Raw genomic sequence first — 14,444 nt, forward strand, 5'->3', positions numbered from 1 at the left:
AGCCATGGTCCAGCTCCTCTTCGCGATCGCGCTCGTGCTCCTCGCGGGCGTGTTCGCCGCGGCCGACGCCGCCATCAGCACCGTCTCGCAGGCCCGGGCCGACGGCCTCGCCCGGCTCGGGCTGCCCGGCGCCCGCCAGCTCTCCGCCGTCGTCGCCGAACGCCGCCGCCACATCAACCTGCTGCTCCTGCTGCGCCTCGGCTGCGAGCTCACCGCCACCGTCCTCGTCACGGTGTTCGTGGGCACGCGCCTGGCGCCGCTCGGCGTCGCCGTGCTCGTCGCCGCCGTCGTGATGGTCGTCGTCAGCTACGTCCTCATCGGCGTCGGTCCCCGCACCCTGGGCCGCCAGCACCCCTACCGCATCGGCCGCTACGTCGCCGGGCCCGTCCGCGTCCTCGGCTCGATCCTCGGCCCGCTGTCCCGCCTGCTCATCCTCATCGGTAACGCCATCACCCCCGGCCAGGGCTTCCGCGAAGGCCCGTTCACCTCCGAGGTCGAGCTGCGCGAGCTGGTCGACATCGCCCAGGAACGCGGCGTCGTCGAGGACTCCGAGCGCGAGATGATCCACTCGGTGTTCGAGCTCGGCGACACCGTCGCCCGCGAGGTCATGGTGCCCCGCACCGAGATCGTCTGGATCGAGCGCACGAAGACGGTCCGCCAGGCCCTCGCGCTGGCGCTGCGCACCGGCTTCACCCGGCTCCCGGTGATCGACGAGTCCGTCGACGACATCGTCGGCGTCGTCAACATCAAGGACCTCATGGCCGGGTACATGGACCCGGACGGCGCGAGCACCATCGTCAGCACCCTGATGAACGAAGCCTCCTTCGTCCCCGACTCGAAACGGCTCGACGAGCTCCTCAAGGAGATGCAGCGCTCGCACAACCACATGGCGATCGCCGTCGACGAGTACGGCGGCACCGCCGGGCTGCTCACCATCGAGGACGTGCTCGAGGAGATCGTCGGCGAAATCACCGACGAGTCCGACGCCGACGAGCGCCCCGAGGTCGAAGAGCTCGACGACGGCGCCGTCCGCGTCTCGTCCCGGATGAGCGTCGACGACCTCGGCGAGCTCTTCGGCATCGACCTCGAAGACCACGACGTGGAGACCGTGGGCGGGCTGCTCGCGGAACGACTGGGTAGGGTCCCGCTACCGGGGGCCGAAGCCGAGGTCGCCGGCCTTCGGCTGTTCGCCGAAGGGGGCAAGGACCGGCGCGGCCGCATGCGGATCACCACCGTCGTCGTCCACCCGGCCGACGCCGAGGCGATGACCGACCCGGCCGACCGCACCACCCGGCGGCGCACGCGCCTGCCCCACCCCGACGAACGCGACAGGAGCGTCGAACATGCCTGACCTCGAGGCGGAGGACCAGAAGCTGGTCGTACTCGCCCGGTCCTCGCGCGCCCGCATCCAGGCCCCCGAGGGCGCCGCGGTCCGCGACACCGACGGCCGCACCTACGCCGCGGGCACGGTCGACCAGCCCTCGTTCAAGCTCACCGCGTTGCAGGCCGCGGTCGCCGCGGCGCTCTCGAGCGGCGCCGAAGGCATCGAAGCCGCCGCCGTCGTCAGCGAAGAAGGCCTGCTCAAGGGCGCGTCCGTGCACGCCGTGCGCGACATCGCCAAGTACGCGCCGATCATCCTCGCCGCCCCGGACGGCACGGTCCTCGAGGTGCTCGAGCGATGACGGAACACCGCTCCGGCTTCGCGTGCTTCGTCGGCCGTCCCAACGCCGGCAAGTCGACGCTGACCAACGCCCTCGTCGGCACCAAGGTCGCGATCACCTCCAGCAAGCCGCAGACCACGCGCCACGCGATCCGCGGGATCGTCTCGCGGGAGGACGCCCAGCTCGTCCTCATCGACACCCCCGGCCTGCACCGCCCCCGCACCCTGCTCGGCGAGCGGCTCAACGACATCGTGCACACCACGTGGTCCGAAGTGGACGTCGTGGGGTTCTGCGTGCCGGCCAACGAAAAGATCGGCCCCGGCGACAAGTTCATCGCCGGCGAGCTGCAGAAGATCGCCAAGCGGACCCCGGTCATCGGCGTCGTCACCAAGACCGACCTCGTCCAGCCCCAGCAGGTCGCCGAGCAGCTGCTCGCCCTGCAGGAGGTGATGGAGTTCGCCGAGCTGATCCCGGTGTCCGCGGTGGACGGCTTCCAGGTCGGCGCGCTCGCGGACCTGCTCGTCGGCAAGCTCCCCGAGGGCCCGCAGCTCTACCCGGGTGGCGAGCTCACCGACGAACCCGAGCAGACGCTGGTCGCCGAGCTGATCCGCGAGGCGGCGCTGGAAGGCGTCCGCGACGAGCTGCCGCACTCGATCGCCGTCACCGTCGAGGAGATGCTGCCCCGCGAAGGCCGCGACGACCTGATCGACGTGCACGCGTTCCTGTTCGTGGAGCGGCCCAGCCAGAAGGGCATCATCCTCGGGCACAAGGGCGAACGGCTGCGTGAGGTCGGCGCCAGCGCGCGCAAGAACATCGAGGCGCTGCTCGGCTCCAAGGTCTACCTCGACCTGCACATCAAGGTCGCCAAGGAATGGCAGCGCGACCCCCGTCAGCTGCGCCGGCTCGGGTTCTGACGTGAGCGAGCAGCCGCGGCCGCCGGCCGACTACAACCCCGGACCGCCGCCGGCGAGCCACCTGGTCTGGGGGATCGTCAGCGCGATCCTGTGCTGCCTGCCGTTCGGCGCGTTGTCGATCTACCAGGCCGCGAAGGTCGAAAAGCTCTGGGCGCAGGGCAACCCGGAAGCCGCGCACGAAGCGGCCCGCGACGCCCGGCGGTGGGCGATCGTCGCCGCCGTCGCCGGTGCCGTCCTGTGGGTCGCGGCGATCGTGACGGTCGTGCTGCTCTTCGGAACGCTGACCGAAGACGCCGCGTCGTACTGACGCAAGGTTCGGCGGCAGGAGGCGATCCCGGTGTACCAGCAGTACCCGCCCTACGGCTGGGGCCCCCACTACGGACCGCCGCCGGACAACAACATGGTCTGGGCGATCCTGTCGACGGTGATGTGCTGCATGCCGTTGGGTATCGTCTCCATCGTGAAGGCCAGTCAGGTCAACTCGCTGTGGTTCCAGGGCTTCCCCGCCGAAGCGCACCGGGCCGCCGACGAAGCCCGCAAGTGGGCGATGTGGTCGGCGATCTCGTTCGGCGTGCTGATCGGGCTCTACCTGGCCTTCATCTTCGTCATGATCGCCTTCGTCGGCACCACCGCCTGGAGGCTGGTGCCATGACGACCGTCTACACGGGACACCCGGCCCGCGGCGCCAAAGCCACCCTGCGCGCCCTCGGCGCCCCGATGGCCGTCGTCGGCGGGCTCGGCGCCGCCTGCGTGGCGGTCTGGATCGGCGACCCCACCACCCCCGGCGGCTGGCTCCCGGTCTGCCCGACGAAAGCGTTGCTGGGCATCGACTGCCCCGGCTGCGGCGGCATGCGGATGGCCTACAGCCTGATGCACGGCGACCTGCCCGCGGCCTTGCACTACAACGCCGTCTCGCTCGTCTTCGTCCTCCTCTTCGTCTGGAGCACGGTCGCCTGGACCGTCGGACGGCTGCGCGGTCGCTGGGTAAACAGCTGGCTGCACTGGCGCTGGACCCCGCTGACCGCCGGCGTCGTGTTCGTCGTCTGGTTCGTCATTCGCAACCTCCCGTTCGCCCCGTTCACCAGCCTGCACGTCTGATTCGGACGGACGGGAACCGCTTCGCCACGCTCTGCGTCGGAGGCTTGTTCGGTTCACCCGGACAGTGGATGCCTGGGCAGCGCGGCCGCAGGTGAACCGAGTACGCTCCCGCGGACCAGTGCCGTGTGTCCGGCGCGGGTTCCGTGCGGAGTGCGCGGTGGAGTGAGCAGCGAGGGGGAGAACCAATGACCGATCCCTACGGTCAGCCGTCCTTCGGGCAGCAGCAGCCCGGCGGCCAGCAACCGTTCGGACAGCCCGGCCAGGCGCCGCCGCCGTACGGGCAGCCCTATGGGCAGCAAGCGCCGTTCGGCCAGCCGGGTACCCCCTTCGGCGCGCCGCAAAACTACGCGAACTGGGGCCAGCGCGCGGGTGCGCTGCTGATCGACCAGGCGCCGGTCATCGTCATCTACCTCCTCGCGGTCATCCTCTTCGTCTCCGGCGCGTACGGCCTGGGCGGGGCCCTGTACGGGCTGGGCGCGCTCGCCGGCATCGGCTGGGCCGTCTACAACCGGTGGATCCAGCAGGGCAACACCGGTCAGTCGCTGGGCAAGCGGATCCTGGGCATCAAGCTGATCAGCGAGCAGACCGGGCAGCCGGTCGGCGCCGGGTCCGCGTTCCTGCGCGACCTGTGCCACATCGCCGACGGCGCGGCCTGCTACATCGGTTTCCTGTGGCCCCTGTGGGACGACAAGAGCCAGACCTTCGCGGACAAGATCGTCAGCACGGTCGTGGTGCAGGCCGACGCCGCGCCCGGCCAGGCCCCGTTCGGGCAGCAGCCCGGCGCGCAGCAGCCCTTCGCCGGCGGCTACCCGCCCGCGGGCCAGCAGCCCGGCCAGCCGGGCCAGTTCGGCCAGCCGCAGTCCGGCGGTTTCCCGCAGCAGCAGCCGCAGTCCGGCGGCTTCGGCCAGCCCGCGCCGGGTGGTTTCCCGCAGCAGCAACCGGCTTCCGGCGGTTTCCCGCAGACGCCCCAGCCGGGCGGCTTCGGGCAGCAGCCGAGCCAGCCGCTCGCCCCGCCGCCGGGTGGCGGCTCCGCCTTCGACGAGGTCGAGCGCACCCAGATGCTCCGCCCGGACTCCGCCGGGGGCGGCGGGTCCGCGTTCGACGAGCAGGCCGAGCGGACGCAGATGCTGCGTCCGGAAGGCCAGGGCGACGCCGGGCAGACCCAGAAGATCCAACCGGGTCAGTTCGGCCAGCCGCCGAACGACCAGCCGCCGCACCACTGAGGCACGCCTTTTCCACACCACGCCGGGGTGACCCGGCGGACGTTCACGAATAGTTGGGGTACCAGTTCATGACCAATCCCTACGGCCAGCAGCAGCCGCCCTACGGCCAGCAGCCTCAGTCCGGCGGTTTCCCGCAGCAGCCCGGTTACGGCACGCCGTCGGGCGGGATGCCCGCGCCCTACGGCCAGCCCGCGCCGTACGGCCAGCCGCCGTCCGGTGGCTTCGGCGCGCCCGGCTACGGCATGCCCGGCGGCGGCGACATCAACGCCATCAAGGACTACAAGGGCTGGGCCATCGCCTCGCTCTTCCTGGGCGGCCTGATCCTCGGCATCTTCGCGATCATGAAGTCGAACGAGGTCGGCACGTACAAGATGCAGGGCAACTACATGATGGCGGAGCAGGCGTCGCGCACCACCAAGACGCTCTGCCTGATCTCCAGCATCCTGGGCGGCATCGGCTGCGTCACGGCGATCATCCTGATCATCGTCGCGGTGACCGCGACGACGTACACCTGCTACGGCTACTCCTACTGCTGATTCCCGCGGGGCGCTCCACCCCGGCATCACCCCGAAGTGGGACGATGTCGGGGTGGTGAACCTCTACCGCGACACCGGGGTGGTGTTGCGCACGCACAAGCTGGGTGAGGCCGATCGGATCGTCACCCTGCTCACGCGCCGGCACGGCAAGGTCCGCGCCGTCGCGAAGGGCGTGCGGCGGACGTCGTCGCGGTTCGGGGCCCGGCTGGAGCCGTTCGGCCACGTCGACGTGCAGTTCTACACCGGACGCACGCTCGACGTCATCACCCAGGTCGAGACCGTCGACGCGTTCCAGCTGCCGCTGGTCGCCGACTACCAGCGCTACACCGCGGCCAGCGCGATCGCCGAAACCGCGGACCGGCTCTCGGCCGAAGAGGGCGAGCCGGTGCTCAAGCTCTACCTCCTCGTCTGCGGCGCGCTGCGGTCGCTCGCGGCCGGCGAACGCGACCCGTCGCTCGTGCTCGACGCGTTCTTCCTCCGCGCGATGTCCTACGCCGGCTGGGCGCCCGCGCTCACCGAGTGCGCCCGCTGCGGCCTGCCCGGCCCGCACGTCGCGTTCAGCGTCCCCGCCGGCGGCTCGATGTGCCAGGACTGCCGCGTCCCGGGCTCCGTGCACCCCGCGCCGGAGGTCCTGGACCTGCTCACGGCCCTGCTGCACGGCGAGTGGACGATGGCCGAGTCGACCCTGCCCGGCACCCGCCGCGACGCGAGCGGCCTGGTCGCGGCCCACCTCCAGTGGCATCTGGAGCGTCAGCTCCGGTCCCTTCCCCTGGTCGAGCGACGCGCCCGGGAGACCGTGGTACGCGGGCAGTAGGGTCGGCCCTGATCGGTATCACCCATCCAGGGAGGCTCGCTGTGCTGCGCAGGGGACGCGAGAGCAAGGCGTCGCGGTACGAGCTGCGGGCCCCGGATCCGCACCCGTCCGGCGCGAAGCCGCCGGAAATCCCGCGCGAGCTGGTGCCCAAGCACGTCGCGCTGGTCATGGACGGCAACGGCCGCTGGGCCAACCAGCGCGGCCTGCCGCGCATCGAAGGCCACAAGCGCGGCGAGGCGGTGATGATCGACGTCGCCGCCGGCGCGGTCGAAATCGGCGTCAAGTGGCTCTCGGTGTACGCGTTCTCGACGGAGAACTGGAAGCGCAGCCCCGAAGAGGTGCGGTTCCTGATGGGCTTCAACCGCGACACCATCCGCCGCCAGGTCGACTACCTCGGCTCGATCGGCGTGCGCATCCGGTGGGCCGGGCGGCGGCCGAAGCTGTGGGCGTCGGTGATCAAGGAACTGCAGGCGGCCGAGGAGAAGACCAAGCACAACACGGCGCTGAACATGACGATGTGCGTCAACTACGGCGGCCGCGCCGAGCTGGGCGACGCGATGCAGCGGATCGCGCGCGACGTCGCCGACGGCAAGCTGGACCCCTCGAAGGTCACCGAGAAGACCATCGGCAAGTACCTGTACCAGCCGGACATGCCGGACGTCGACCTGTTCCTGCGGCCTTCGGGCGAGCAGCGGACGTCGAACTTCCTGCTGTGGCAGTCGGCCTACGCCGAGATGGTCTACCAGGACACGCTGTTCCCGGACTTCGACCGCACGCACTTGTGGCGGGCGTGCCTGGAGTTCGCGAAGCGGGACCGCCGCTTCGGCGGCGCGGTCGACCAGGCGGCTTCGTCGTGAGCGCGACCGAGGCGGCCGAGACCGCGGAGCTGCTGACGCAGGCGAAGGACGCGCTCGAGCGGTACCTCGAGGTGCGGGTCGACGACGACGGCGCGTTGACGTTCTCCCACGGCGACGTCCCCTGCGTGATCCAGGCGACCCGGCTCGGCGAAGGTCTCACCGTGCTGTCGCTGACCTGCGTGGTCGGCTGGGACCTGGCGGACCGTCCGGACCTGTCGTTGGCCGTCGCCGAGCGGGCGGGCCAGGGGCTCTTCGGCACGCTCGGCGTCGGGCATTCGGACGGCGGGCTCGACGTGACGCTGCGGTACGCGTTCCCGGCCGCCGGCCTGGATGCGGCGGCGCTCGGGACGTTGCTGATGCTGGTGGTGTCCACGGCGTCGCAGCTGCGGACCGAACTGCCGGGAATCGCGCCCGGCGAATGACCCACACGGGGCATATCGGCGTCGCGAACGGTAAATTCCGGTCGTATTCCGGCCCTTTTCGACCGTTCGCGGATGTGCGGTGCTCTCGGTGCCGGACCCGGCTGGCATCATCGCCTTCGTGAACATCGTTTCCGACAGGCCCCGGCGCACCCGCCGGTTCCGGATCAGCTCGGTCGAAGTGCTGTGCGCGGTCCTGCTGGTCGCGATCCTCGGCCAGGGCTGGCTGCAGCAGGCCTTCGACGTGCCCGCGTTGCGCACGGGCTCGACCGTGTTCGTGGCGGTCTGCGTGCAGGCGCTGCCGTTCCTCGTGCTGGGTGTGCTGATCAGCGGGGCCATCGCGGCGTTCGTGCCGGCCCGGGTGCTGGAGAAGGTGCTGCCGCGGCGGGCCGGGGCGGCGGTCGGGGTGGCGGGTCTGGCCGGCGTCGCGCTGCCGGGGTGTGAATGCGCTTCGGTGCCGGTGGCGCGCCGGCTGATGGGGCAGGGCGTGGCCCCGGCGGCGGCGTTGACGTTCCTGCTGGCGGCGCCGGCGGTGAACCCGGTGGTCCTGGTGGCGACGGCGGTGGCGTTCCCGGGCAACCCGGAAATGGTGCTGGCCCGCTTCGCCGGTTCGCTGGCGACGGCGATGGTGATGGGCTGGCTGTGGGCCCGCTGGGGCAAGCTGGAGTGGATCACGGCCCGCGCGTTGCGGCGGCTGCCGGAGGTCGCGAGCGGGCAGCGGTGGCGGGTGTTCGCGGAGACGGCCCGCACGGACCTGGTCGAGGCGGGCGGGTTCCTGGTGCTGGGGGCGCTGATCTCGTCGGCGCTGAACGTGCTGGTGCCGGCGCGCTGGTTCGGGGTGCTGGGCGACCAGCTGGTGCTGGGCATCGTGGTTCTGGCGGTGCTGGCGGTGGTCCTGGCGCTGTGCAGCGAGGCGGACGCGTTCGTGGCGGCTTCGCTGACGGCGTTGCCGTTGCTGCCGAAGCTGGTGTTCCTGGTGGTGGGCCCGGCGGTGGACGTGAAGCTGTTCGCGTTGCAGGCGGGGACCTTCGGGAAGTCGTTCGCGGTCCGGTTCGCGCCGGCGACGTTCGTGGTGGCGGCGGCGTGCGCCGTGGTGGCCGGAGTGGTGGTGGGGCTGGCGTGAAGCGCGAGACGCAGAACATCCTGCTGGTGCTGCTCGGCGGCGCTTTGGTGAAGATTGCGATCAACGGCGACTACCTGCGGTACGTGAAGCCGGCGCAGCAGCCGTGGATCATCGCGGGCGGAGCGGTGATGGTGACGCTCGGTGCGGTGGCGATCGCGCGCGATTTGCTTGCGGCGCGGGCGAAAGCGGCGGTGCGGGCTGAGCCGGCCGCTGTGGCTGAGCCGGTTGCTGTCGTCGAGCCGGCTGCGGCCGCCGACCACGACCTTGACCGCGGCGGCCCTGCCCCTGCCGGTCATGGCGCCGGCGGCTTTGCCTCCGCCGGCCACGATCATGCCGGCCATTCCCACGCCGCGCGGTCCGCCTGGCTGCTGCTGGTGCCGGTCCTGGCGGTCTTCCTCGTCGCCCCGCCGGCCCTGGGCGCCGACTCGGTGATCCGCACCGAGGCGCGGGTCCCGTCGAGCGCGGCCGCCGCCAACGCCGCGGCCTTCCCACCCCTGCCCGCCGGGAACGTCGTGCCGCTGAGCGTCAACGAGTTCGTCAGCCGCGCGGGCTGGGACTCCTCCGGCACCCTCGACCGCCGCACGATTTCGCTGACCGGCTTCGTCGTGCACACCGGCGGCAACACCCTGCTCGCCCGCCTGGTGATCAGCTGCTGCGCGGCCGACGCGTTCCCGGTGACGGTGCACCTCCGCGGCGGCGAAGCCGACCACCTCGCCAGCGACGCGTGGATCCAGGTGACCGGCCAGGTCGTCCCCGGCACGGCCACGAAGAACAACAGCTACACGCCGGACTTCACGGTGGCCTCGATCACGGCCGTCCCCGCGCCGAAGGACCCGTATGAGTACTAGTGCTCGGCGCAGGTCCCGGTGATCTCCACCGTGTGCGAGATCTGCGAAAACCCGTGCTCCGCCGCGATCTTCTCCGCCCAGCGCTCCACCGCCGGCCCCTCGACCTCCACCGTGCGGCCGCACAGGCGGCACACCAGGTGATGGTGGTGGTGTGCCGAACAGCGGCGGTAGATCGCTTCGCCCGAATCCGTGCGCAGCACGTCGATCTCGCCGGCCTCCGACAGCGACTGCAGCGTGCGGTACACCGTCGTCAGGCCGATGCCGTCGCCGCGTTTGCGCAGCTCGTCGTGCAGTTCCTGGGCCGAACGGAAGTCGTCGATCCTGCTCAGCAGCTCGACGACCGCCGCCCGCTGGCGGGTCGAGCGGCGCCCGGGCACCGGGGCCTGGCTGCGCGGCGCAGCGGCGTTCATCACTTTCCTTCCTGCACGTGCGCGACGGCGTCGACGACGATGTGGGCCAGGTGGTCGTCGGCGAGCCGGTAGACGACCTCGCGGCCGCGCCGCTCGCCCTGGACCACCCCGGCCGTCTTCAGCACCCGCAGGTGCTGGCTGATCAGCGGCTGCGCGACGTCGAGGGCGTCCACCAGCTCGTGCACGCACCGGTCGGCCGCGCGCAGCTGCAGCACGATCGCGATCCGGACCGGCGCCGCCAGCGCGCGCAGCAGGTCGCCCGCGTCCGTCAGGACCGACGCCGGCGGGTGCGCCGGTGCCGCGGCCGCCGGGGCGCATTCCGCGAGGCCCGGCTGGGCGTCACTCCCGGTCACCGTCGCCATTGCCGCCTCCACCCTCGTCGCCGCGACATGAATTCCGTAGTCATTGCCGATAACGGCTCGGCCCATCCTAGTGTTCCCCCGGACGCGTCCCCGTTCCGTCACCTACCCTGCGGATTACGGCCGGTCGTACTACCCCGTTCGGGTGAGTTCGTGGGATATTGCCTCTTCGGCTTCGCATGTGGTGGCCGACGGTGCAAGGTTGTCGCGGAGCGTTTCGTCGCTTCTCGTACGCTGGCGACCCGCCCGAGCAGACGCAGTGGGGAGACATGACCCGTTTCGTGACGAAAGCAGCCGTCCTGACGGCCGTCCTCTTCCCGCTGGCCGGCACCGGGGTCGCCGGGGCGCAGAGCCAGGCCGTCGACGAGAAGACCGGCCCCGTCTCCTTCGCCAACATCGCGTCGGTCCGGATCGGCGGCGAGGGCCAGCGCGGCGGCGCCCTGATCACCGAGACCCAGCGCTCGCCGCTGCTGCCCGGCCAGTCCAAGCTCGGCACCGACCGGGTCACGGTGCCCAAGGACGACGGCGAGCGCGCCACCTTCGGCGGGCACTACCAGATCGACCTCGGGCGCTACAGCGGCGGCAACCCGTACCCGGCGGGCGTCGCGAGCCGGGACCACAACGTCGTCGCCGCGCTGCAGGCGACCACCGTGCCGACCGCCGTCGCCGAGACGAACTACGCGTTGCGCGACACCTGGCAGGGCGGCGCGAAGCCGTCCGACAACACCGTGCTGGTGCTCGAAGGCGCGAAGACGTCGGTGGACTGCACGAGCCCGTCGAAGCTCACCGGCACGTCGGCGGTGAACCGGCTGTGGGTGCGCCAGGGCGGCGGGCTCGGCATCGTCCCGATGCCCGGCGGCACCGCGGGCCTCGAGCTGAAGAACCTGCGGCTCGGCCCGCCCGGCGACATCACGAACGCCAGCAAGGACACCACCGTGTCCGACCTCCGGCTGACCCGCGTCGCCGCGTTCGACCAGCTGATCCGCCAGGACGGCTGGCGCGGGGGCGACTACACCGCCGTCGCCGGCTGGCGCGTCGAAATCACCACGCACGTCAAGGACGCGGCGGGCGCCGCGCTGCAGGACGTGCAGACGAACATCGTGCTCGGCGGGGTCAGCTGCTCGGTGCCGAAGGGCTTCGTCGCGAAGGCGGCGGGCAGCACCGGCGGCGGCACGGGCGCGACGCAGGCCCCGGTGCCGACGCAGGTCCCGGCCGGGTACCTGGGCGCGGCCGCGCCGGACACCGGTGGTGACGGCTCGCGCGTCCCGCTCGGCATCGGCCTGCTGTTCGGCGGGGTGTTCTTCGCGGCGGTCGCGCTGCTGCTCGGCAGGCGGCGCAAGACCGGGACGGACTAGGTGCTGCGCACCGGGCTGGCCGCCGTCTCGGGGGCGCTGGCCGTGGCCGCGTTCGCGGCCGGGGTCGTCGTGCTGACCTGGCTCCCGCCCACGGCCACGCAGGCCGCCGCGCCGCCGCCCGGCTCGCTGCCGGGGGAGAACGCGGCGCCGGCCGTGCTGCCCGCGGACAGCGAGTCGGCCGCGCAGCAGCGTCCGGGCACGGTCCGGCTCCCGGACGGCGCGACCGCCCGCCTGGTCCGCACGGAACTGACCGACCGCGGGGTGCTGCCGATCCCGCGCGGCCTGGGCGACGCGGCCTGGTGGGGCGCGAAGCTCGGCGCGGCGCAGGGGGCGGCGCTGCTGTCCGGCCACGTGAACTGGGAGGGGCAGCGAGGCCCGTTCGACGAGCTGTGGCGCATGCGCGGCGGCGACGAGGTGAGCGTGGTCGACGCCCGTGGGGGCCGCTGGGTGTACCGGGTGGACGACGTGGTGACGCTCCCGAAGGAGACGCTGCCGGAGCAGGCCGCGAAGTGGTTCGCCCAGACCGGCCCGCACCGGCTGGTCCTGGTCACCTGCGGCGGCGACTACGTGGGCGGCACCGAGGGCTACGACGAGAACCGCCTGGTCACGGCCCGATTGGTGACGCGTCCGACGGGCTGATCCGAGTCCGCTGCAACCTCCTGGCCCCGCCACCGCATGTGAACCTTCGCAACGGCACGACCAGCGAAGGAGCAGCATGCAGGAGCGGAACCCGGCGGAGAAGAACGGCTCCGGCCGCTGGTGGATCGTCGGGGTCGCCGGCGCCTTCGTGGTCGCGGCGCTCGTCGCCACCCTGCTCATCTTCACCGGAAAGGATGAACCCGCCGGCGCGAACGGCACTCCCGCGCCCACCGCGGCCGCGGAGCAGCCCGCCAAAACCGACACCGGCCAGGCCCCCGCGAACCTCGCCCTTCCCGGCGGCGGCACCGCGAAGCTCGTCCAGGAGGACCTCGACTCCAACGGCGCCCTCAAGATCCCCGAAGGCCTCGACGAAGCCGCCTGGTGGGGTGCGAAGCTCGGCGCCGACCACGGTGTCGCCCTGCTCTCCGGGCACGTCAACTGGAAGGGCAAGAAGGGCCCGTTCATGGAGCTTTGGCAGGTCAAGCAGGGCCAGGAGGTCAAGCTCACCGACGCCTCGGGCGGCGCCTGGGTGTACAAGGTCGACGCCACCGAAACCATCCACAAGTCGGAGCTCGCCGGGCGCTCCGAGCAGCTCTTCGACCCCGACGGCCCGCACAAGCTGCTCCTCGTCACCTGCGGTGGCGAGTACGTCGGCGGGAGCGAGGGCTACGAGGACAACCGGGTCGTGACGGCGTCGCTGGTGTCGCGGCCCTAGCCTGCGCGAAAAGGGCTCGGCCCCGGCGGATACCCTGGACGTTCTAGTCCGACAACCGTCCCCGCAAGCTTTCCGGAGCGTGGAGTGCCCACGAACACCATCGATACCGTAGTCAGCCTGTGCAAGCGCCGTGGTTTCGTCTTCCCCAGCGGGGAGATCTACGGCGGTACCCGCTCGGCGTGGGACTACGGGCCGCTCGGGGTCGAGCTCAAGGACAACATCAAGCGCCAGTGGTGGAAGACCGTGGTCCAGGGCCGCGACGACGTCGTCGGCCTCGACTCCTCGGTCATCCTGCCGCGCCAGGTGTGGGTCGCTTCGGGGCACGTCAACGTGTTCACCGACCCGCTGATCGAGTGCCTTTCGTGCCACAAGCGGTTCCGCGCCGACCAGCTCGCCGAGGAGTACGAGGCGCGCAGCGGCAAGCAGACGTCCGAAGACGACCTGTCCGACGTGCCGTGCCCGAACTGCGGCACGCGCGGCAAGTACACCGCGCCGCGAGACTTCAACATGATGCTGAAGACCTACCTCGGCCCGGTCGAGTCCGAAGAGGGCCTGCACTACCTCCGCCCGGAGACCGCGCAGGGCATCTTCGTCAACTTCTCGAACGTCCAGACGACGTCGCGGATGAAGCCGCCGTTCGGCATCGGCCAGATCGGCAAGTCCTTCCGCAACGAGATCACGCCGGGCAACTTCATCTTCCGGACGCGCGAGTTCGAGCAGATGGAGATGGAGTTCTTCGTCGAGCCGGGCGAGGACGAGACCTGGCACCAGTACTGGATCGACGAGCGCACGAAGTGGTACACCGACCTCGGCATCAAGGCCGACAACCTGCGCCACTTCGAGCACCCGAAAGAAAAGCTCTCGCACTACGCGAAGCGCACCGTCGACATCGAGTACCGGTTCGCGTTCAACGCCGGGCAGGAGTGGGGTGAGCTCGAAGGCATCGCCAACCGCACCGACTTCGACCTGACCACGCACTCGAACCACTCGGGTCAGGACCTGTCGTACTTCGACCCGACGTCGAAGCAGCGGTACCGCCCGTTCGTGATCGAGCCGGCGGCCGGGGTCGGCCGGTCGATGATGGCGTTCCTGATCGACGCCTACTACGAGGAAGAGGTACCGAACGCCAAGGGCGGCACCGACACCCGCGTGGTGCTGAAGCTCGACCCGCGGCTGGCGCCGTTCAAGGCCGCGGTGCTGCCGCTGTCGCGCAACGCCGACCTCACGCCGAAGGCGAAGGCCGTCGCCGAGCTGCTGCGCAAGCACTGGAACGTCGACTTCGACGATGCGGGCTCGATCGGCAAGCGCTACCGCCGGCACGAGGAGATCGGCACGCCGTACTGCGTGACGGTCGACTTCGACAGCCTCGACGACAACGCCGTCACGGTCCGCGACCGCGACACGATGGCGCAGGAGCGCGTCGCGATCGACAAGCTGGAGTCCTACCTGGCCGGCCGCCTGATCGGCTGCTGA

General features: G+C 71.3%; 19 protein-coding genes. 17 read left to right on the forward strand and 2 right to left on the reverse strand.

All coding sequences use genetic code 11. The features are described from left to right. Nucleotides 1-4 precede the first annotated feature (4 nt). The 13 genes from ACIQWX_RS26790 (at nt 5) to ACIQWX_RS26850 (ending at nt 9,493) form a co-directional block, all read left to right on the forward strand. Nucleotides 5-1,351: a hemolysin family protein gene (locus tag ACIQWX_RS26790; RefSeq protein WP_400876564.1), complete on the forward strand. Its 1,347-nt coding sequence runs from the start codon at nt 5-7 to the stop codon at nt 1,349-1,351. Then, complete coding sequence (locus ACIQWX_RS26795) at nt 1,344-1,682, forward strand: cytidine deaminase (RefSeq protein ID WP_086679058.1); 339 nt, start codon at nt 1,344-1,346, stop codon at nt 1,680-1,682. The genes ACIQWX_RS26790 and ACIQWX_RS26795 overlap by 8 nt, the downstream gene beginning before the upstream one ends. Further along, complete coding sequence (era, locus tag ACIQWX_RS26800) at nt 1,679-2,575, forward strand: GTPase Era (protein ID WP_400876567.1); 897 nt, start codon at nt 1,679-1,681, stop codon at nt 2,573-2,575. The genes ACIQWX_RS26795 and era overlap by 4 nt, the downstream gene beginning before the upstream one ends. 1 nt (nt 2,576) lies before the next feature. Further along, entirely contained in the window at nt 2,577-2,882 is a 306-nt protein-coding gene (locus ACIQWX_RS26805) for a CD225/dispanin family protein (protein WP_400876570.1), read from the forward strand. Between the two features lie 30 nt (nt 2,883-2,912). Next, nucleotides 2,913-3,227 carry a CD225/dispanin family protein gene (locus ACIQWX_RS26810; protein WP_400876573.1) on the forward strand — a complete coding sequence of 105 codons (315 nt, stop codon included), beginning with the start codon at nt 2,913-2,915 and terminating at the stop codon, nt 3,225-3,227. Beyond that, nucleotides 3,224-3,673, forward strand: coding sequence for a DUF2752 domain-containing protein (locus ACIQWX_RS26815; RefSeq protein ID WP_400876575.1), 450 nt, complete (start codon nt 3,224-3,226; stop codon nt 3,671-3,673). Before ACIQWX_RS26810 ends, ACIQWX_RS26815 begins: the two co-directional genes overlap by 4 nt. Before the next feature lie 185 nt (nt 3,674-3,858). After that, nucleotides 3,859-4,896, forward strand: coding sequence for an RDD family protein (locus ACIQWX_RS26820; RefSeq protein ID WP_400876578.1), 1,038 nt, complete (start codon nt 3,859-3,861; stop codon nt 4,894-4,896). 68 nt (nt 4,897-4,964) lie between these two features. Further along, nucleotides 4,965-5,432 (forward strand): CD225/dispanin family protein, encoded by a 468-nt coding sequence (locus tag ACIQWX_RS26825; protein WP_400876580.1) that lies wholly within the window; start codon nt 4,965-4,967, stop codon nt 5,430-5,432. A gap of 52 nt (nt 5,433-5,484) precedes the next feature. Further along, on the forward strand, nt 5,485-6,246 hold the full coding sequence (gene recO / locus ACIQWX_RS26830; RefSeq protein WP_400876583.1) for a DNA repair protein RecO: 762 nt from the start codon (nt 5,485-5,487) through the stop codon (nt 6,244-6,246). A gap of 41 nt (nt 6,247-6,287) precedes the next feature. Continuing rightward, complete coding sequence (locus tag ACIQWX_RS26835) at nt 6,288-7,103, forward strand: isoprenyl transferase (RefSeq protein WP_400876586.1); 816 nt, start codon at nt 6,288-6,290, stop codon at nt 7,101-7,103. Next, on the forward strand, nt 7,100-7,525 hold the full coding sequence (locus tag ACIQWX_RS26840) for a YbjN domain-containing protein (RefSeq protein WP_400876589.1): 426 nt from the start codon (nt 7,100-7,102) through the stop codon (nt 7,523-7,525). Before ACIQWX_RS26835 ends, ACIQWX_RS26840 begins: the two co-directional genes overlap by 4 nt. 118 nt (nt 7,526-7,643) lie before the next feature. Beyond that, nucleotides 7,644-8,645 carry a permease gene (locus ACIQWX_RS26845; protein ID WP_400876592.1) on the forward strand — a complete coding sequence of 334 codons (1,002 nt, stop codon included), beginning with the start codon at nt 7,644-7,646 and terminating at the stop codon, nt 8,643-8,645. Then, nucleotides 8,642-9,493: a TIGR03943 family putative permease subunit gene (locus ACIQWX_RS26850; protein WP_400876594.1), complete on the forward strand. Its 852-nt coding sequence runs from the start codon at nt 8,642-8,644 to the stop codon at nt 9,491-9,493. Before ACIQWX_RS26845 ends, ACIQWX_RS26850 begins: the two co-directional genes overlap by 4 nt. Here the strand turns inward: ACIQWX_RS26850 and ACIQWX_RS26855 are convergent. Beyond that, nucleotides 9,490-9,903, reverse strand: coding sequence for a Fur family transcriptional regulator (locus ACIQWX_RS26855; protein WP_364456119.1), 414 nt, complete (start codon nt 9,901-9,903; stop codon nt 9,490-9,492). The genes ACIQWX_RS26850 and ACIQWX_RS26855 overlap by 4 nt on opposite strands. After that, nucleotides 9,903-10,265, reverse strand: a complete 363-nt coding sequence (locus tag ACIQWX_RS26860; protein ID WP_400876598.1) for an ArsR/SmtB family transcription factor — start codon at nt 10,263-10,265, stop codon at nt 9,903-9,905. Before ACIQWX_RS26860 ends, ACIQWX_RS26855 begins: the two co-directional genes overlap by 1 nt. A gap of 266 nt (nt 10,266-10,531) precedes the next feature. Between ACIQWX_RS26860 and ACIQWX_RS26865 the strand changes: the two genes are divergently transcribed. The 4 genes from ACIQWX_RS26865 (at nt 10,532) to ACIQWX_RS26880 (ending at nt 14,444) form a co-directional block, all read left to right on the forward strand. Then, nucleotides 10,532-11,617 (forward strand): hypothetical protein, encoded by a 1,086-nt coding sequence (locus ACIQWX_RS26865; protein WP_400876600.1) that lies wholly within the window; start codon nt 10,532-10,534, stop codon nt 11,615-11,617. Then, nucleotides 11,618-12,256: a class F sortase gene (locus ACIQWX_RS26870; protein ID WP_400876603.1), complete on the forward strand. Its 639-nt coding sequence runs from the start codon at nt 11,618-11,620 to the stop codon at nt 12,254-12,256. A gap of 76 nt (nt 12,257-12,332) precedes the next feature. Next, nucleotides 12,333-12,971 (forward strand): class F sortase, encoded by a 639-nt coding sequence (locus ACIQWX_RS26875; protein ID WP_400876606.1) that lies wholly within the window; start codon nt 12,333-12,335, stop codon nt 12,969-12,971. Between the two features lie 84 nt (nt 12,972-13,055). Next, entirely contained in the window at nt 13,056-14,444 is a 1,389-nt protein-coding gene (locus ACIQWX_RS26880) for a glycine--tRNA ligase (protein WP_400876609.1), read from the forward strand.

Origin of the sequence: Amycolatopsis sp. NPDC098790 (assembly GCF_044759945.1) — a bacterium.
Lineage (GTDB): Bacteria > Actinomycetota > Actinomycetes > Mycobacteriales > Pseudonocardiaceae > Amycolatopsis.

Coding starts and splice junctions, on each gene's coding strand:
- ACIQWX_RS26815 (WP_400876575.1), top strand. CDS start 3,224: ATGACGACCGTCTACACGGGACACCCGGCCCGCGGCGCCAAAGCCACC.
- ACIQWX_RS26825 (WP_400876580.1), top strand. CDS start 4,965: ATGACCAATCCCTACGGCCAGCAGCAGCCGCCCTACGGCCAGCAGCCT.
- ACIQWX_RS26860 (WP_400876598.1), bottom strand. CDS start 10,265: ATGGCGACGGTGACCGGGAGTGACGCCCAGCCGGGCCTCGCGGAATGC.
- era (WP_400876567.1), top strand. CDS start 1,679: ATGACGGAACACCGCTCCGGCTTCGCGTGCTTCGTCGGCCGTCCCAAC.
- ACIQWX_RS26855 (WP_364456119.1), bottom strand. CDS start 9,903: ATGAACGCCGCTGCGCCGCGCAGCCAGGCCCCGGTGCCCGGGCGCCGC.
- ACIQWX_RS26875 (WP_400876606.1), top strand. CDS start 12,333: ATGCAGGAGCGGAACCCGGCGGAGAAGAACGGCTCCGGCCGCTGGTGG.
- ACIQWX_RS26795 (WP_086679058.1), top strand. CDS start 1,344: ATGCCTGACCTCGAGGCGGAGGACCAGAAGCTGGTCGTACTCGCCCGG.
- ACIQWX_RS26865 (WP_400876600.1), top strand. CDS start 10,532: ATGACCCGTTTCGTGACGAAAGCAGCCGTCCTGACGGCCGTCCTCTTC.
- ACIQWX_RS26790 (WP_400876564.1), top strand. CDS start 5: ATGGTCCAGCTCCTCTTCGCGATCGCGCTCGTGCTCCTCGCGGGCGTG.
- ACIQWX_RS26820 (WP_400876578.1), top strand. CDS start 3,859: ATGACCGATCCCTACGGTCAGCCGTCCTTCGGGCAGCAGCAGCCCGGC.